We start from the raw sequence: 18400 nt of genomic DNA, 5'->3' as shown, positions 1-18400 counted from the left end.
ATGCAGGCAGCAAAGCCGCCTGCCCGCCATACGGATAAAACCAGTCTAGCGCATACGCCTACCAGTAGTCGCGCAACAAATGCTCAGCAATCTGAACACTATTGGTTGCAGCGCCTTTACGAATATTGTCGGCAACCACCCATAAATTCAAGCCATTTGGATGCGTATAATCTTTGCGAACACGGCCGACGTAAACGGTATCGTGACCTGCAGCGTTGCCTACTTGTGTCGGAAACTCAGCATTGTCCATCATTAACTCAAGACCCGGCGCATTCGCCAACAATGTTTTAACCCGCTCAACGTCAACTGGCATGCGAGTTTCCAAATGAACTGCTTCGGCATGACCAAAAAATACCGGAACGCGCACTGCAGTGGCGTTTACCATCACAGTTTCGTCGCCCAAAATTTTCTGCGTTTCCCAATGCATTTTCATTTCTTCTTTGGTGAAATCATTATCTAGAAACACGTCGATTTGAGGAATACAGTTAAACGCGATTTGACGACTAAACTCTTGCACTTCAACCGGTTTTCCGTTGAGCAAAGTTGCTGTTTGTTTTGCCAATTCATCCATCGCCGAAGCGCCGGCTCCCGAAACCGACTGATAGGTTGCAACATTTATCCGCTCGATACCAAATTCGTCATAAATCGGTTTGAGCGCGACCAACATTTGAATGGTTGAGCAATTCGGGTTAGCGATGATATTGCGGTTTCTAAATTCAGCAATAGCATGCGCATTCACTTCAGGCACCACCAAGGGAATATCTGGCTCGTAACGGAATTGGCTGGTGTTATCAATCACCACACAGCCCGCATCCGCAGCCTTTGGTGCATACTCAGCGGAAATACTACCACCGGCAGAAAAGAAGGCGATATCGACCTGACTCCAATCAAATTCAGCAGCATCCTCAACCGTAATTTCTTCACCACGGAAATGGACTTCTTGTCCAGCGGAGCGACTACTTGCGAGTGGAAATAGTTGCTTGACTGGGAATTTTCGTTCTTCCAGACATTCAATCATCTGTTTACCCACTAACCCGGTCGCACCTAGCACTGCAACATTCACTTCAATACTCATTTTCGCTCCACAAATAACGTTCATTCATCTCGCTTGCGTTCTAAACCCAAGCGCTTTCAATTGGTTGCTTTTTGCCGCTGAGACTTGAATTGTCAGCGCTGACAATTCGCGGCGCAGCGGGTAATTTTTGCGTAACTGATCAAAACCAGCGGCGGTTAAGCCGAACTTCCGAAACTCTTGATCATCCTGATGCACAGAGTAAACAGCTGTCACCCAATTGGCAACTTTCTGTTGATCGATTTCACCCTGTAGAGAACGGCTATGCAATGGCTCCTGCGGCAAAACATCCGCTAATGTTGATGTCCGCGCGACTTTTAACCAACGGCAAATCTCCTCATAAAGCTGAAAGGTGCCACGAATTTTTCCTTCCATACTGTGGCCAGCAATGTGCGGTGTAGCGATAGCACAATAACGCACCAGTTCTGCATCGACATTTGGTTCGAATTCCCAGACATCAAGAATAAGTGCAACGTCAGGACGTCCTTTGCGCCATTGCAGTAATGCAGCATTATCAATCACGGCACCGCGACTGGCGTTTAAGAGAATGACGTCATCCTTTAATTCGTCCAGCAGCGTACTGTTGACAAGATGATGAGTTGAATCATCACCAGATTGAGTCAGCGGCACATGCAGGGAAATGACGTCAGCGCCAGCAAGATCAGTCCGATCACCATACTGGCAGCCAGGCGGTGCAGCAATACCCTGCCGTTGCAACGGTGGGTCAAGCACGCGAACTTCGAGGCCTAACGCAACAAGGCGCTGACAAACCTCACGTCCAGTGTGCCCTGCACCAAAAATAACCGCCCGCTTTCCCGCGAGTATTTGTTGACGTTGAGAAGCAACATGAAGTAGCGCGCTGAGTATGTACTCACCCACAGCGATCGCATTGCAGCCCGGCGCACTGGCAAAGGCAATACCGCGTTGTTCTAGTTCGGCGAGATCAATATGATCAGTACCAATCGTTGCCGTTCCAACAAAGCGCAATTGCGGCGCTCGCTGGAGTAAGTCAGCGTTGACCTGGGTGATAGAGCGAACCAATAGAACAGAGCAATCACGCAAATGCTCAAGCGGCGGCTGTCGTGAAGCGAAGAACACCAACTCGACGCCCTCATAAGAAGGCAAAGTTGAAAGCAGCTCTGTGGCTTTGGGTAAGTTCTGATCGATTAAAAACTTCATGACGCCTCACCGTGAATAGGTGACTATTATGCCTTGAACTGAGGATTATTAAAATTAATGTTCTTACTTCGGCGCTGGCGAACGCGTAATAAAAAAGCCGAAGCTTTCGCTTCGGCTATTCAGAACTATCCACCAGATTTAAGCGTATTTCTTAAACACCAGCGACGCGTTCGTTCCGCCAAAACCAAAACTATTGGACATGACCAAGTTAAGCTCGCGTTCGATCGGTTCCATGACAATAGTCATACCGTCTGCTTCGGGGTCTAATGTATCGATGTTAATCGACGGGGCGACAAAACCGTGATGCATCATCAACAAGGAGTAAATCGCCTCATGAACACCCGCAGCACCTAAACTGTGTCCAGTCATTGCTTTCGTTGCACTGATTAATGGAGTCTTCGCCGGGAAGACTTCACGAATTGCCGCTAGCTCTTTAACGTCGCCGACTGGGGTGCTGGTTCCGTGCGTGTTCAGATAATCAATCTCGGCATCAAGATCAGCCATCGCCATCTTCATACAACGCACTGCGCCTTCGCCCGATGGAGCAACCATGTCGAAACCGTCTGACGTTGCACCGTAGCCAACGATCTCACCATAAATAGTCGCACCACGAGCTAAAGCAGTTTCTAGCTCTTCAACAACGACAATACCACCACCGCCCGAAGGAACGAAGCCATCACGATCCGCATCATAAGTCCGCGACGCTCGCTCTGGTGTGTCATTGTACTTAGTACTGAGCGCGCCCATCGCGTCGAATTCCATACCCAAGGTCCAATGCAGTTCTTCACCGCCACCAGCAAACACGCGGTCTTGTTTGCCTAATTGAATTAGCTCAAGGGCATGACCGATACAATGTGCGCTGGTTGCACAAGCGGAACTAATTGAGTAATTAACACCTTTAATTTTCTTCGGCGTTGCCAAGCAAGCTGACGTGGTTGACGCCATACAACGTGGAACCATATAAGGCCCTACGCGCTTCACGCCCTTCTCACGCAGCGTATCCGCGGCAGCAACTTGGTGTTCTCCAGAAGCACCGCCAGAACCAACCACGAGGCCTGTCCGTGGGTTAGAGACTTCTTCATCAGTCAGGCCTGCATCGGCAATTGCCTGCTCAAGTGCAATGTATGCATAAGCAGCAGCGTCGCCCATAAAACGCATCGCTTTGCGGTCGATCAACTCGCTGACATTAATTTTCAAATCACCCCAGACCTGGCAGCGTAAACCCATTTCTGCAAAACTCTCAGAACGAGTGATGCCTGATTTGCCAGCTTTCAGTGAAGCCAAAACTTCTTCTTGGTTATTACCAATACTGGAAACAATTCCGATGCCAGTTATAACTGCTCGTCTCATTGAACCTGTCCTATAATTAAATTTTCGGTATCATACCTGTTCCGAAGCAAAACGAAAATGCAATCAGCAAGTGGTCAGCTGACTTCATGCTACAAAATAGACTGCACCAACCCTTAAAATGGTTCCGATAAACCTATGCCCATTCACCACAACGATAGCACCAGCCTTGAATTTGCCAATATTCACTTCGATGACGCTGGCGTTCCTGAATCTCATCAATTCGGTGATATATATTTTTCCCGGGACAATGGTTTGGCCGAAAGTCACTATGTTTTTCTGCAACAAAATCGGATTCACGAACGCCTATCTACATTAATTGAGACAGCGGCGAACGGGCAAGTCTTTCATATTGCCGAAACCGGTTTTGGTACCGGATTAAATTTTTTGCTTGTTGCTGACTTGTTTCTCGCCCTAAGTCGTGACGATGAACGTGGAGCCAGACTGCACTTCACCAGCTTCGAGAAATATCCCTTGCGTCCAGAAGATCTGCGGCGAGCTCACCAACATTGGCCGCACCTCGCCGCAATCGCTGAACGATTGCAAACGCAATATCCAGAGAAAGTGCCCGGATTCCACCGCCTCGAGTTACACCCCCGCATCACCCTTGATATCGTTTTCGGTGATGCAATAAACACATTGCCGGATTGGTCCGAAACCCATCGAAATACCGTCGATGCGTGGTTCCTTGACGGCTTTGCTCCACGTAAAAATCCTGACATGTGGCAACCAGCGCTGTTTCGAGCGATTGCTGCTGCAATGAAACCTGCGGCCACGCTAGCAACGTTTACTGCAACGGGCCATGTCCGTCGCGGTTTACAAGCAGCGGGTATCGATATTCAAAGAATCCCGGGGTTTGGCAGTAAACGAGAAATGTTGCGTGGGTATCTACAGCGACTCGAAACACCGCTGCGGAACACAAACGACGAAACCATTATTATAATTGGTGATGGTATTGCTGCGGCATCGCTGCTGTGGTCGTTAAAAGATCATCCCGCGGATGTCCGCTTAATCAGTCAGGCGAGTCACTTAGCCCATGGCGCGTCAGGCAATCCTCAAGGTGCCATCTACCCGCTGCTGCAGGCAGATTGGACCATTACCAGTGAGTTTTATTGTCAAGCCTTTGAGTATGCGCGTGAGCTATATCAACAACGTGCACCTGATCTCGTGGTTACTGATGGTGTTTTGCAGTTGCTGAAAGATGATGGTGCATGTCGACGAGCGCGCAAGCTACTGCAGCGCGGCGAGTATCCGCCATCATTAGTTTGCGGTGTAACGCAACCGCGAGCATCGTCTATAGCTGGAGTTCCATTGCCTAACCCTGCATTGTTTTACCCAACATCAGGTTGGTTACAACCCGCACACGTAGTCGAACGGCTGATTTCCGCAACTGAGTTATATCGCACAGAGCACGAACGAACCACGCACATCCAGCTTAATACGCAAGTCACGCAGCTTGAGCGCCAGCATGGAAAATGGTGCGTGACAACCAATACCAACGCGTCATTGCATGCCGAACATGTCATTCTAGCCAATGGTCAGGACGTCAATCGTCTATTGCCACAAACGCTCGTGCCAATTCGACCCGTGCGTGGTCAAGTCACGCAAATTAAGCCCGAAAAGGGGCACCCCTTGTTGCCGTTAAAGACCGTGATCTGCCACCAAGGATACGTCACGCCTGCACTCAACGGCTCCATGTGTATTGGGGCGACATTCGACAAAAAGAATAGTGAGGCAAACACCACGGCAGCGGACAATCAAGCAAACTTAACGCAGCTTGAGGAAGGACTGGGGGTTGCCATGCCGACCAACGCCATTGTTGGTGAGCGCGCTAGCATTCGAGCAACCACCCCCGACCACTTGCCAGTGGTTGGTCGTGTGCCGTTCTTGCGCTTCTCGCTGCTAAAGGATACCAACGACAATGGCAGTCAGCTCGCCGAGCTACCAAATTGTTGGATGTTAAGTGGACTCGGCGCACGCGGCTTCACCAGTGCGCCTTTGGCTGCGGAGATTCTCGCCTGTGAATTACAACAACGACCAATGCCCATCGGGCAACGCCTCAAGCAAGCGCTCGCGCCGAAGCGTTTTGCTGAGCGGGCACTGGCGCGCAATCAGGATCCGTTGCAATTACGCTGACGCTTTCAAGCGCGCCAGCATGTTTTGCACATGGGTCTGGTCTTGCGGGTTTAGTTCATCGCGTGTCTTTAACAGTGCAGCATCCAGCGCGTCCCAAAGCGCGTCTGGGTCGTTTTCACCAGCTAACTCAAGTTGGGCAACAACCAGGTCAAAGTGCCCGCGCAAATAACCACTAGCAAATAGTTCGTCGTCGTTTCCAGTCTCAACAGCTTGATCAAAAACGGGTTCCAAACGGTCGGCGAATTCGGCAATAGACATGGTGTACTCCTTAAAAAATTGCCGCTAGTTTAAAGCAAAGCGCGACGAATCTCATGGATTTTTTAGCGGCTGCGTTTTACACCAAATTCTGCTAACATCGCCCACGTCTTTTGTTACGCAAACGCACACGTTTTTTAGCTTGTTGATGATTGCTAAGTCTCTGTAGGAAGATTCATGTCTGACTTTCGAATTGGTTTGTTTTACGGTTCAACAACCTGCTTTACTGAAATTGCTGCGGAGAAAATCCGCGACTTCATTGGCGTTGATATCGTTGAGCTTCACAATATTAAAGACACACCGCTGGTTGCAGCAGAAGACTATGACATTCTTATCTTTGGTCTTTCCACTTGGGATTTTGGCGAAATACAAGAAGACTGGGAAAGCCGTTGGTCTGAAATCGCCGATCTCAACCTGCATGGCAAAACCATCGCGTTATTCGGTATGGGCGATCAAGTTGGCTATAGTGAGTGGTTTCAAGATGCTTTAGGTATGTTGCATGACGCGATTGCCGATACGGATCCAAAGGGTACGATTCGGCGTATCGGTTTTTGGCCCAATCAAGGCTATGACTTCATTGCATCGAAAGCGCTCATTAACGATGACTCAATGTTTGTTGGATTAGCGCTCGATGAAGACTCGCAGTATGAATTTTCTGATGACCGGATTAGCCACTGGTGCACGCAAATCCTTGAAGAAATCGCCGACGCGGGTTAGTCCGTTCGACGCTCCATTTAGCAAACCGTTCGGTAAACCATTCGGTAAACCATCATCTCATGCCGATGTATAGCGCGACACGATCTGCGCAACTGCATTCACTCGCAGTTCTGCGTCATCACTTGGGTATGGGATAGCTGGCGAATGCCCCCATACTGGTTGAGGCCAAGCGCAATCATCACGAAATCGAACAATGTGGTGAACATGGAGTTGTGGCACCATGTTACCCAGTGCCGCAATATTTAATTTATCACCGTGAAAGTACGTCATTAACGCTTGCCCAAACCAACTTGATTCGTGCGCGAGCTGCTGTTGGTCTGCCCCGGTTAATTGATAAATTTCACTGATGTCAGCTCGCTTTGGCACGAGAATAAACCATGGATACTGCCGGTCATTCATCATCAATACCAACGACAGAGGCAGTTGTCCTACCTCAAAACAGTCACGCTGGAGCGCTTCGGCGAGCTGAAACTCGTTCATACAGTTTCCTGTTAATAATGAGTCCGTTACTAATTCGCGAATGACGCGTCACCACGGAAGATCTTGCCGAAGTAACTGTCACTCAACCAATACGGTGCTTCATCTGCATTGGCAATTTCCATACCGATGGCATAGTTAATATCGGTAAAGAGCGCACCAAAGTCATACCGAATTCCGCCAAAGTTCTCGATATGGCTCGGGATATCATCACTGGCGCGGTGATAATGATTGGCAAAAAAGTCACCCCACACTTCTCCGCCATCTTGGTCTGGATCTTGCGACGTGAAGCCAGTCATTAAAAAGACCGCTGGAATACCTTTGCGTACTAAAGTGTAATGATCCGAACGGGTGAAAATCGCTTGCTCAGGCATAGGATCTGGGCTTAAGGCAATATCAAATTGACCTGCAGCACGAGCAACGACAGCGCCGAGTGAAGAATGGTCAGCACCAAAGGCAACCACATCAGCAAACGGATACAACAACACTGGCATATCTAAGTTCACGTTCGCGACAATTTGCTCTAATGGCACAGTTGGGTGATGAGCAAAATAATCAGCGCCAAGCAAGCCGCGCTCTTCTGCAGTCACTGCGGCGAATAAAATCGAACGACGGGGACGGTCGCCATTGGCCACTGCATCGGCATACATACGCGCAGTTTCTAGCATTACCGCAACACCTGCTGCATTATCTAGAGCACCATTGTTGACGTTTGACGTCGAGCTGAAATCACGCGCAAGACCGGTATGATCCGAGTGCGCAGTATAAATCACATATTCATGTTTTAACTCAGGGTCTGAGCCTTCAATCATACCGATCACATTAGGGCTAGTGATTTCCTCAAAGCGAGATTCACGCATCAAACTGGCTGATGCACTCAGTTCAAAGGCTACTGGGCGCTCATCGGCTTCAAGTGCAGCAAAGATATCCTCAAGCGAGTAAGTTGCATTCTCAAAAGCCGGTGCGGCCGCATTATAGTCCAAATAGGCACTGCCGAGTATCTGACTGAATTCTTGCGTGACTTCACCTTCAGGTGACAACCAACGCATGCGCGGGCCACCACCGAACATCACCGAACGTTCGAAGGGACGAACCTCTTCCATCGCCGGCGTGTGCAACGTGATGATACCGACTGCTCCGCGTTCTACGGCATTGCGCGTTTTTTGCGCCCCCAAGTGAGCCGCTTCTTCACTTGGCAAACCTTCAGTGCCACCACTTAAGGTAATGACAATTTTGCCATTCACATCAACACCGGCGTAATCGTCAATTTCAAAGGCTTCCGAAACAATTCCGTATCCTGCAAATACCAAAGGTGCGCTCACTTCGGCCAACTCGTGGCTAATACTTGCGCTAGTCGAAAAATGCTTCCGGTATTCTAGCTCATGGTCACCGGAGTCGGTATGCAAAACAAAAGTCGGCTGGGTTTCGGTTAAACGCGCGCTACGAAAGGTAATACGTTGATAATAGCCGTCAGTTCCTGCAGGCTCCAGACCCATTGCGGTATATTGAGCAGCAATATAAGCCGAGGCTATTTCATGTCCTCGAGCACCCGTGTCGCGCCCTTCTAATAAATCACTGGCGAGAAATTCTAAATGTGCTTTTACCGCTTTCTCATTGGCAACGGGCTGAGCAGGCTCCGGAGCGCTCTGCTGAACGGGCGGCGAACATGCCGCTAAAGTAAATGCCAACACAGTGGCTGAACCCAACATGACGGTCGAGCGGTTCGCAAAAGGACGAGGTGTCGATTTCATTGTTATTATCCAAGTCATCAAAATTTACTCAAATCCATACTCCACTTACACAATGAGTGCACGATGATAGAGACGAATATAGAGGGCCGACGCTAAGAGTATCCTAGTCTGCTGCTTTTCATAACCCAGTCAGCGTAAAGTTATCGCACTTTATTTGCGGTTAATCGCAGTATCCGAATTTTCACTTGATTCTCTTTCATAGTAGAGTGTAATGTTATATTATTACATAACAGATAACAGGTATCGTGATCCGACGACCGACATTTAGGAGCGAAGTATATTCATGTTTAGACCAACTTCCATCGCACTTGCTATTTCAGCTGTTCTACTGCCCGTTTCTGCTGTTGCTGATCAACCAGATAGCAACACAGAAAAGAGTTACGAGCGCATTATTGTGACCGCATCCCCACTCGAAAAAACAGCGCTTGAAACCGCACAGCCAATCTACGTGCTGTATGGTGATGAGTTACGCAAATCAGAAGCCGCGACCCTAGGTGAAACCTTGCGGAACCTTCCTGGCGTGCAAGCTACTTATTTCGGTCCAACAGCGAGCAGCCCGATTATTCGCGGACTTGAAGGACCGCGGGTCAAAATAGTCCAAAATGGGTTGGATGTTGCTGACATTTCCCGTGGTGGTCCGGATCACGCAGTATCAACAGAAGCAAGTACGGCGCAACAAATTGAAGTTTTACGTGGACCTGCAACCTTGTTGTTTGGAAGCGGCGCCAGCGGTGGCGTGGTGAATGTTGTGGATAATCGCGTACCTCGCGCGCCGATTGATGGTATCGAGGGCGCATACTCGCTGCGATATAACAGCGTTTCTGAAGAACGTACCGGTAGCTTCGATATCAATGCAGGCAACGGCCGTTTTGCTTGGCATTTAGACGGTTTTAAACGCAAAGCGAATGACTATCGTGTGCCACGTTTCGCGCAAGAGGCTGATGACGACCATCACGACCATGACCACGGACATAGTCATGGCCATGAGCATGACCAGCACAGCGAAAATGAGTATGCGAAGCGGATTGATAACAGCTTCACCGACGACCAAGGCGCGACTATTGGCGCGAGCATGTTCTTTGACAAAGGCTTCGCCGGTATTTCATTTGGGCGCTTAGAGCGTGACTACGGGCTTCCAGGCCATAGCCATGGCCATGGTGATGACCATGACGATGATCACGACCATGGACACGGACATGATAGCGGTCACAGCGATCAGGAAGAAATCTTTGCGCGGATGCGTCAAGACCGTTTCCAATTTATTAGTGGTTTAGTGAACCCAATTCGCGGCATTGAGCGATTGGATATCACCTTTGGTTACACCGAGTTAAGTCACGAAGAAATTGAAGACGGCTTCGTTGAAACTGCTTTTAATATCGAACAAACGGAACTTCGCTTGATTGCTCGCCACACACCAATAGCGGGCTGGCGCGGTGCTTTAGGTGTGCAAGTGAGTCGTCAAGACTATGATTCATTTGGTGCCGAAGCTTACACCCCACACACCGAAACCGATCTTGCTGGTGTGTTCTGGATCGGCGAACAACAAATTAATGACGTCATGAGCTGGGAGCTCGGTGCTCGGGTTGAAACGGTCGATTTACATAGCGATGGCTTTGCTGATTTAAGTTATACCCCGACTAGTCTCTCTTCTGGTTTAAACTGGGAAGTCGCGCCAAGTCTCAAATTGTCGTCGAGTATCAGCTATAGCGAACGCGCACCGCATGCGAATGAATTGTTTGCTAACGGCGCTCACTTTGCAACGCGCACGTTCGAAATCGGTGGTGTTTATCGTATCGAACATAATGATCATTATCACGATCATGGCCACGATCATGACCATGGCCATGATGAGTATCATTATTTACTCGATGTTGCCGACCGAGCGCTAGAGAAAGAACGTTCGATGAACCTTGATTTTGGCATGCATTTTGAAGGGAGTAAGTGGCATCTAGACACGAATATTTTCTTCAACCGAATCAATAATTTCATCTACTTGCACAATACAGGAATCTTGAAAGCCGACTTGGACGCGGACGTGTTCCACGATGATCACGGTCACGATCATGGCCATGACCATGGTCATGATCACGGACATGCTCACAACTTTGATGATTTGCCGGTTTATCAGTACCGTCAGCGTGGTGCAGAGCTCTACGGTTACGAAATTTCAGGCCGTTATGTCTTTAATGAAAGTTGGGCGATTAACGGTTTCTCGGATTACACCCGAGCGGTATTCCGCGACGGCGGTAATGTTCCTCGCATTCCTGCTCAGCGCGTCGGCTTGAGTGGAACCTACACCCAAGACAAGTGGGATGCCACATTAAACTACGTGCATTATTTCGACCAAAAGCGGACGGCCGAAAATGAACAGGCGACTTCGGGATTCGGCTTACTTGGCCTCAATTTAAATTACTACCCTGGCTATATGGGCGGTCAAGACTTTGCGATTTACTTCAAAATCGACAACATCACTAATGAACTTGGTTATGCGCATAGTTCATTCATTCGTGATTACGCACCATTACCTGGACGTAACGTTGGTATAGGCTTCCGCGCTAGCTTTTAATTCTGTACGCTAACACGTCTAAACAGACACGATTAAAAATCTTCACTTGTGGTTTTGCAAGTGAAGATTTTTTTTACCTTGTTCAGACCGTATCGTTTTTACAAAACTTGGTTATAATCAGGATGTCTTCACATTAAAGGAGTTCGTATGCGATTCTTATCACGCCGCTTGGTTATGCCAAACGATTTGAATTTTGCCGGTTCACTGTTTGGGGGCCGGATTCTCGAGTGGATTGATGAGGAAGCGTATATCTACGCAAGCTGCCAGCTTGATCAGAAAAGCTTGGTGACCAAACATATCGGCGAAATTACTTTCGACGCGTCAGCATTTCAAGGTGATGTCGTCGAGTTTGGCCTCGCAATCAAAGCCGTAGGGCGCAGTTCACTAACCGTGACTTGTGTAGTGCGAAACAAAGGCACGAAACAAAACATCTGTACCGCCGATGATATTGTATTCGTCCACATTGATCCTGAGTCAAGACGCCCGCAACCCCATGGTAAAACCAAAGAACAACTTGATAAGCAACAGATCGACTTACCTAAATAGAAGTTGTCATTGCAAGCACTGGAGGTTCACATGGTCGCTCGTATCAAAATGGTAACGATTGCAGCTTTGGCGCTACTCACTCTCGCTGCATGTGCCGATAACAAAGTAACTCGGACCAATTACAATCTGATCGATGTTGGCATGCATTACAGTCAAGTGCAGGCCATTCTGGGTGAACCGACTTGGTGTGATGACATGCAGCGTCCACAAGAATGTCGCTGGGGAAGCGATGATAAACACATCCTTGTGTCCTTCGCTGCACGTCGTGTTGTGAATACTGAGAGTAAGGGGCTAAATTAGCCCCTTTTTATCTAGCGTAGGAATGCACCAGCAAACGCCAACACCGGCGTAGCCGTCGGCTTTCCATGCTGCCAATCGCCGCCTTCAACGCCACTTCCAGCAATATCAACATGCACATAGGGCAACGGCTGAGCACTTGCAGCAGTGTGCTTATCCAGCCCTGCAACGTCATGCAAGAATGCCATCGGGAACTGATGTCCACGACGCGTAGTAGCCGATGGGCCATTATTTGAGGAGAGCAAATCATCCGCTTTCGTGCGACCGCGCACAAAATCAAAGTCTTCCCGACGACTCGGTGAAAGCTCGGCGGGATCTGCCCATAACTCGCCGGCATTTAGTAATTTCTCGACATATCCAGCAGTCATCGCCGTGCGATTCGGCACTAACGCAGTGTATGGACCTTTAGCTAGCGCTGCATGCCCGGTTAAGGTCGCCACAGTATATAGACTAGGTTGCGGCTCTTGCTTTGCTTCTTCGGTCAGTTTGGCTAAGCAATCCGCCATCACCAGTCGACCTTCTGCATCGGTATTACCAATACGTACCCGCACACCAGAGCGTCCAACGATAATTTCGTCACTGACAAAGGCCAACGCATCGATGTTATTGCGAACGACGGCGAGTTCAGCAATGACTTTGAGACCTTTCGGTTGCACTCCAGCGACCGCTTTGACAAAACCAGCAACCCCCGCTGCTCCACCTTTGTCTCGGCTCATACCGGCCATATGACCACCGGTTTTCAAATCAGCGCCACCGGTGTCATAGGTAATACCTTTCCCCACAAGCAATAGTGTTTGCTCAATGTCACCTTCAGGGAGATATTCAAGACGCACAACACAAGGCCGCTGTGACGTTCCAAATGACGCTCGACCTACGGCTGCTAGTAACGGATATTCGTGCTCCAATTGTGGCTTATCGTCAATGATAGTGACTTTGACTGAGGTATTGGCAAACGCTTTTTGACAATATTCTGCAAAGCGCATCGGCGACATCCGTTCCGGCTCAGTTCCACAGAGATCGCGCGCAACGCGACGACCATCTTCCACCGCTTGTAGCCAGTCCACTGACACTTGACCATCGGTCACAATACCGACCTGTTGCACTGGCTCTACTTCTTCACCAAAAAATTCACGAGCTTCGAGCGGCTCATGTAAACCCTGCGCAAACCCAAACCAGGAAGCCTCAAGCGCGTGCGTAAATGCTGCCTGTTGCGGTACTCCAGCAACCCAAATCAGGGGCTGCTTAGCACCCGCTTGCACCGCAGCAACTGCAGCTGCGCGAGCCGCATCGTAATAACGACGGACATCGTCAAAATCCCGCTCTAAGGCACCGGTCGGAGCCAGAATCAAGCGCTGAGCTGGCGCCGCATCACACGCGATAACAGCGACGCTTTTCGTCAAGTTTGCGTGCACTCGCTGAGCTGCGGTTATCGCAGCAGTGATTTCAGCGGGTAAATCATTAAAATCATGAGAAACAACAACAAGCGCATCGAAGTCGTCCGAATTGAGTGTTGCCATGCTCTGCACTTGTACTAATTTTGCACTAGTCATGTTCAATGTACCTCGTCTTCATTTTTATTCGGCGTCCAAGCACAAAAACTGAGCTTATGACTGTCGACGCCACAATGTACCGTCTGCCGTATCTTCTAGAACAATTCCCATCGCAGTTAAGGCGTCACGAGCGGCATCTGCCCGCGCCCAATCACGCTCAGCTCGCGCGGCATTCCGTTCGGCGATTAAGCCTTCAATTTGCGCCACTTCTTGGTCACTGTCATCGCCGCGCAAAAATGCGTCCGGCGCTTGCTGTAGAATGCCGAGTACCGCACCATAGCGCTTCAACAGCCCTGCCAGCTCAGCCGCTAGGTTTTCATTTTCTGTGCGCTGACGATTCAACTCGCGCGTGACTTCGAAAAGTAACGACATTGCCTCGGGGACATTAAAGTCATCATTTAAAGCCGAACGAAAACGCTCTTCATAGCGTGCGACCGTCGCAGCACTTGGTTCAACCGCATCAATACCGCGCAATGCGGTATACAGGCGCTCGAGACTTGCATGCGCTTGTTGTAAATGCGACTCAGAATAGTTTAATTGGCTGCGATAGTGCCCAGACAGCAAAAAGAAACGGACTGTTTCCGCGCTATACGATTTCAAAACATCACGGATGGTAAAAAAATTACCCAAGGACTTCGACATTTTTTCTTGATTCACTTGCACCATGCCGGTGTGCATCCAGTAATTGACATACTGAGTGCCATGCGCGCAGCACGATTGGGCAATTTCATTTTCGTGATGAGGGAACATCAGATCCGAACCGCCACCATGAATGTCAAAATGGTCGCCCAAGTGTTTACCATTCATCGCTGAACACTCAATGTGCCAGCCTGGGCGCCCTTCTCCCCACGGCGAAGGCCAGCTTGGCTCACCTGCTTTGGCGCGTTTCCAGAGCACAAAGTCGAGCGGGTCCTCTTTATCATCAGCGACGGTAACGCGAGCTCCGGCCTGGAGCTGCTCAAGGTTCTGCCCGCTTAAACGACCGTACTCGGGAAAGCTTGATACATCAAACAATACATCGCCGCTACTGCTCACATAGGCGTGCTTCTTTGCGATCAGTTGCTCCACTAGGTCAATAATTTCCTGCATATGGGTGGTAACACGCGGCTCGATATCCGGCTCAACAAGATTCAAAGCGCGAAAATCTTCATGCATCATGTTTAAGTAACGCTCGGTGACACTATCGATCGACTCATTGTTCTCTTGCGCGCGACGAATAATTTTGTCATCGACATCCGTCACATTGCGCACAAACGTGACTTGATATCCTAAGTAACGCAAATAGCGTACAACGACATCGAACGCGACATAAGTTCGTGCATGACCGATGTGACACAGATCATAGATGGTGACGCCACAGACATAGAGCTTAACCTCGCCCTCACGAATGGGTTGGAACTCTTCTTTTTGCTGGGTCAAGGAGTTATATAACTTCAACATAATTTCGTTATCTCGTTCAACGTAATGTCGACCACCTGTCACAACTCATGTGAGTAGGCATGTCACCAAATGGGAAAGCAGTTATACTAACAATTATCGCGCTGTTTTTCAGCTTACTCACCACTGAAACTTGATGTTTTTATCAAAAGAGAAGGACATATGGCCGGACCCTACGAGAAGTTTAGTGAAGACTTATTCAAAATTAGTGACGCTTTAGAAGAACAGGAGCGCACACGCGCCAATCATCTTGCCGAAGAATGGCTAAAAGCCGAATCCACATTCAACGGAGAATCGGTTAAACACACGATTTCAATTTTCGGAAGTGCACGAATTCCTGCGCCTGATCAGTGTGTTGCCACGGAACCTTGCCTCGCCATGGCCAAATATTATGCAGAAGCCGAACAACTTGCGTTTCAGCTTGGTGAGTACATTGAAAGCAAACAACTCCGACAAACACGCTTAATTACCGGCGGTGGGCCCGGCATCATGGAAGCCGCTAGTCGCGGTGCGAGGCGCGCTGATCACAATAGTATAGGACTTAATATTGTGTTGCCGCGAGAACAGCGCGTGAACCCATTTATTGCCGCCAAGCATAGTATTGAATTCCAATATTTTGCCTTACGAAAAATGCATTTCTTAAAACGTGCGAAAGCGCTGTTAGTCTTTCCCGGCGGATTCGGTACGCTCGACGAGTTATTTGAAACACTCACCCTCATTCAAACCGGTAAAATGCCACGTTTGCCGGTCTTTCTTTACGGCAACAACTTCTGGAATAAGTTAATTAATATCGAGCATCTTGCCGAAACCGGTATGATCGACCCCGAAGACTTAGCCCTATACCACCATGTCAATAGTGTCGAAGAAGCGTGGGAGCATATGCTTCCCATCCTTCAATCGATTGAACATGAAGGAAGCTAGTGGCAAAAGTACCAAGTTGCACTCGTTTCACGTAAAATACGCTTTACTCTATGACGAACTAAAGGATCCACAATGAACGTAACTTTGCATACAACGCATGGTGATATTGAATTTCGCTTACTTGCTGAAGAGGCGCCGTTAACCGTAGAGAATTTTATTTCTTATGTAAAAGACGGTTTTTATGACAACACCATTTTTCATCGCGTGATTGACGGCTTTATGATTCAAGGCGGCGGCTTTGAACCAGGTATGCAGCAAAAAGCAACCAAAGATCCCGTGAAGAATGAAGCGAACAACGGTGTCGCTAACAAGCGCGGAACTGTGGCAATGGCGCGGACCAATGATCCTCACTCGGCGACTGCTCAGTTTTTCATCAACGTCAATGACAACGGCTTTCTAAACTTCACCGGTGAGCACCCGCAGGGCTGGGGTTACTGTGTATTTGCTGAAGTCGTCAATGGTATGGATGTCGTTGACAAGATCCGTCAAGTAAAGACCGGCTCAGCAGGTTTCCATCAAGACGTCCCGGTCGAAGATATTGTGATTAACAGCACATCAATCAGCGAATAATGACCACCTTATTCATATCTGATTTGCACTTGAGTGCGGAGAGGCCGGATATATCCGGCCTCTTCATAGAGTTTTTACAGACCCAGGCTCGTCATGCCGAGGCACTCTATATTCTTGGTGATTTGTTTGAGTACTGGATTGGCGATGATGATCACAACGAATTTCATTGTCTAATTGAAAGCGAATTAAAAGCGCTCACTGCTGCTGGAGTTCCATGCTTCTTCATGCACGGCAATCGCGACTTTTTAGTTGGCGCTGATTTTGCCCAACGCACAGGTATCACCCTTTTACCTGAGCCCACAACGGTCGAGATCTATAGCAAACGTATTGTCCTTTTGCATGGCGATACACTCTGTACCGACGACGTTGCCTATCAACGTTTCCGGCGAGTCATTCGCAACCCCTGGTTACTCGGTGTGGCCCGTCGTTTGCCATTGTCATGGCGACGCGCGATAGCCACGAAATTACGTGATTCATCAAGTGGAAACAGCGCCGAACAAAAGCCTTTAACGCCTGAACAGCTTGACCAGTATGACGCCAAATCACCGGCTATCGAAAACCTGTTGGCAGCAACGAGAACGGATCTCATGATTCATGGCCATACGCATCGTCCCAACGTCCATACCCACATCGTCAACGGTGTCGAAAAAAAGCGGATTGTCTTAGGCGACTGGTACGAGCAAGGAAGTATTCTCGAATTCAACTCGAGCGACTTTGAATTAAAAAGCCAATCACTGCACCGGACCACTGTGAAAACGTAATTCACTATCGGGTGTTTCAATGAGCTTTTGTTCCAAATCTAAAAAGTAATCCACACGGTCACTAATCGAATCACCCGCAACTAGCTCAGCCAAGGCTAAGTAGTCTTCAAAGTGACGCGCTTCCGAGCGCAATAGCGAAACATAGAACTTCGCCAGCTCGTCATCGAGGAACGGTACTAAAGCCGCGAAACGCTCACACGAGCGAGCTTCAATAATTGCACCAATGATGAGCTTGTCCACTAACCCACCGCGCTCTGAACCGCGGATGCGGCGTAGCATTTGTCCAGCATAGCGCGAGGCGGTAATCGGTTGAAGTGGGATCTTTCGCGCCTCCATAATCTCCCAAACTTGCTGAAAATGATGTAACTCTTCTTTCATCAGCAGTACCATGCGATCGACCAGTTGATGTTGCCAAGCTTCACCCTGATTGAGTCGTAAGCGCGGGACCGCCTGATTTTTACTCAGACTTTTTAAGTCGATACTGGGCTCAAGGTGTCCCCGATAGACCTTCTGTTCGTATGGCGCTAACCACTGCAATAATTGCTCGGCAGCAACGTCATCAACTGCATAGCGACGTAACAGCAGCCCAGCACTTTGAGCCGCTTTTAATTCACAATGGAGGTGATCGGTAAGAAGCAACGCAAGATGCTCAGGTTCCTTTGCCACAGCCAACCATGCAGAGGGTGTGTCACAGCGCAAAAACTGCCGAACAGGCATCAGAAGTTCTTGATAATTAGCAAGTAAATGAGCAGGCATGGCAGGAAACTCCGCAACGTCATTTGTTAACAACTATATAACAAAAAGATATGAACAAATTT

17 protein-coding genes are annotated in these 18400 nt (G+C 48.9%); 8 read left to right on the top strand and 9 right to left on the bottom strand.

Going from position 1 to position 18400, the window contains the following annotated elements; translation table 11 throughout:
- Positions 1-58 precede the first annotated feature (58 nt).
- The 3 genes from LAT77_RS05815 to fabB all read right to left on the bottom strand — a co-directional run bounded on the left by LAT77_RS05815 (position 59) and on the right by fabB (position 3601).
- Positions 59-1075, bottom strand: a complete 1017-nt coding sequence (locus LAT77_RS05815) for an aspartate-semialdehyde dehydrogenase (RefSeq protein ID WP_290563622.1) — start codon at positions 1073-1075, stop codon at positions 59-61.
- A gap of 24 nt (positions 1076-1099) precedes the next feature.
- A complete protein-coding gene (locus LAT77_RS05810; protein ID WP_290563621.1) occupies positions 1100-2251 on the bottom strand; it encodes a 4-phosphoerythronate dehydrogenase in 1152 nt (383 codons plus the stop codon).
- 138 nt (positions 2252-2389) lie between these two features.
- A complete protein-coding gene (gene fabB, locus LAT77_RS05805; protein ID WP_290563620.1) occupies positions 2390-3601 on the bottom strand; it encodes a beta-ketoacyl-ACP synthase I in 1212 nt (403 codons plus the stop codon).
- 135 nt (positions 3602-3736) lie between these two features.
- On the opposite strand from fabB, the gene mnmC reads away from it, so the two are divergent.
- Positions 3737-5734, top strand: a complete 1998-nt coding sequence (gene mnmC / locus LAT77_RS05800) for a bifunctional tRNA (5-methylaminomethyl-2-thiouridine)(34)-methyltransferase MnmD/FAD-dependent 5-carboxymethylaminomethyl-2-thiouridine(34) oxidoreductase MnmC (RefSeq protein WP_290563619.1) — start codon at positions 3737-3739, stop codon at positions 5732-5734.
- Here the strand turns inward: mnmC and LAT77_RS05795 are convergent.
- Positions 5726-5992 (bottom strand): YfcL family protein, encoded by a 267-nt coding sequence (locus LAT77_RS05795; RefSeq protein WP_290563618.1) that lies wholly within the window; start codon positions 5990-5992, stop codon positions 5726-5728. The genes mnmC and LAT77_RS05795 overlap by 9 nt on opposite strands.
- Positions 5993-6166: 174 nt before the next feature.
- On the opposite strand from LAT77_RS05795, the gene fldB reads away from it, so the two are divergent.
- Entirely contained in the window at positions 6167-6706 is a 540-nt protein-coding gene (gene fldB / locus LAT77_RS05790; RefSeq protein WP_290563617.1) for a flavodoxin FldB, read from the top strand.
- A gap of 57 nt (positions 6707-6763) precedes the next feature.
- On the opposite strand, the gene LAT77_RS05785 is transcribed toward fldB, so the two are convergent.
- Together LAT77_RS05785 and LAT77_RS05780 are read right to left on the bottom strand one after the other, a co-directional pair.
- Positions 6764-7186 carry an HIT domain-containing protein gene (locus tag LAT77_RS05785; RefSeq protein WP_290563616.1) on the bottom strand — a complete coding sequence of 141 codons (423 nt, stop codon included), beginning with the start codon at positions 7184-7186 and terminating at the stop codon, positions 6764-6766.
- 29 nt (positions 7187-7215) lie between these two features.
- On the bottom strand, positions 7216-8934 hold the full coding sequence (locus tag LAT77_RS05780; RefSeq protein ID WP_290563615.1) for a M28 family metallopeptidase: 1719 nt from the start codon (positions 8932-8934) through the stop codon (positions 7216-7218).
- Positions 8935-9217: 283 nt separating this feature from the next.
- Between LAT77_RS05780 and LAT77_RS05775 the strand changes: the two genes are divergently transcribed.
- From LAT77_RS05775 to LAT77_RS05765, 3 genes are all read left to right on the top strand, one after another.
- Complete coding sequence (locus LAT77_RS05775; RefSeq protein WP_290563614.1) at positions 9218-11500, top strand: TonB-dependent receptor; 2283 nt, start codon at positions 9218-9220, stop codon at positions 11498-11500.
- A 147-nt stretch (positions 11501-11647) separates the two neighbouring features.
- Positions 11648-12046, top strand: a complete 399-nt coding sequence (locus tag LAT77_RS05770; RefSeq protein WP_290563613.1) for a hotdog domain-containing protein — start codon at positions 11648-11650, stop codon at positions 12044-12046.
- A 30-nt stretch (positions 12047-12076) separates the two neighbouring features.
- A complete protein-coding gene (locus tag LAT77_RS05765; RefSeq protein ID WP_290563612.1) occupies positions 12077-12346 on the top strand; it encodes a DUF3862 domain-containing protein in 270 nt (89 codons plus the stop codon).
- 11 nt (positions 12347-12357) lie between these two features.
- Here the strand turns inward: LAT77_RS05765 and LAT77_RS05760 are convergent, their stop codons facing one another.
- Both LAT77_RS05760 and cysS read right to left on the bottom strand, forming a co-directional pair.
- The gene (locus LAT77_RS05760; RefSeq protein WP_290563611.1) at positions 12358-13893 is read right to left on the bottom strand and encodes a leucyl aminopeptidase family protein; all 1536 of its coding nucleotides are present in this window, start codon (positions 13891-13893) and stop codon (positions 12358-12360) included.
- A 54-nt stretch (positions 13894-13947) separates the two neighbouring features.
- Positions 13948-15333, bottom strand: coding sequence for a cysteine--tRNA ligase (gene cysS, locus LAT77_RS05755; RefSeq protein WP_290563610.1), 1386 nt, complete (start codon positions 15331-15333; stop codon positions 13948-13950).
- Positions 15334-15492: 159 nt separating this feature from the next.
- Here cysS and LAT77_RS05750 point away from each other — a divergent pair, with 159 nt between their 5' ends.
- The 3 genes from LAT77_RS05750 (at position 15493) to LAT77_RS05740 (ending at position 17582) form a co-directional block, all read left to right on the top strand.
- Positions 15493-16251 carry a TIGR00730 family Rossman fold protein gene (locus LAT77_RS05750; RefSeq protein ID WP_290563609.1) on the top strand — a complete coding sequence of 253 codons (759 nt, stop codon included), beginning with the start codon at positions 15493-15495 and terminating at the stop codon, positions 16249-16251.
- Positions 16252-16323: 72 nt separating this feature from the next.
- Entirely contained in the window at positions 16324-16821 is a 498-nt protein-coding gene (locus LAT77_RS05745; protein WP_290563608.1) for a peptidylprolyl isomerase, read from the top strand.
- Positions 16821-17582 carry a UDP-2,3-diacylglucosamine diphosphatase gene (locus tag LAT77_RS05740; RefSeq protein ID WP_290563607.1) on the top strand — a complete coding sequence of 254 codons (762 nt, stop codon included), beginning with the start codon at positions 16821-16823 and terminating at the stop codon, positions 17580-17582. The genes LAT77_RS05745 and LAT77_RS05740 overlap by 1 nt, the downstream gene beginning before the upstream one ends.
- Here LAT77_RS05740 and LAT77_RS05735 read toward each other — a convergent pair.
- Positions 17553-18338 (bottom strand): tRNA isopentenyl-2-thiomethyl-A-37 hydroxylase MiaE, encoded by a 786-nt coding sequence (locus LAT77_RS05735; RefSeq protein ID WP_290563606.1) that lies wholly within the window; start codon positions 18336-18338, stop codon positions 17553-17555. The two genes, LAT77_RS05740 and LAT77_RS05735, sit on opposite strands and share 30 nt — an antisense overlap.
- Positions 18339-18400: the final 62 nt, after the last annotated feature.

It is taken from the genome of Aliidiomarina sp. (assembly GCF_022565475.1).
Classification (GTDB): domain Bacteria; phylum Pseudomonadota; class Gammaproteobacteria; order Enterobacterales; family Alteromonadaceae; genus Aliidiomarina.
The sequence above is the reverse complement of the archived record's forward strand: the minus strand, read 5'-3'. Positions and strand labels throughout refer to the sequence as shown.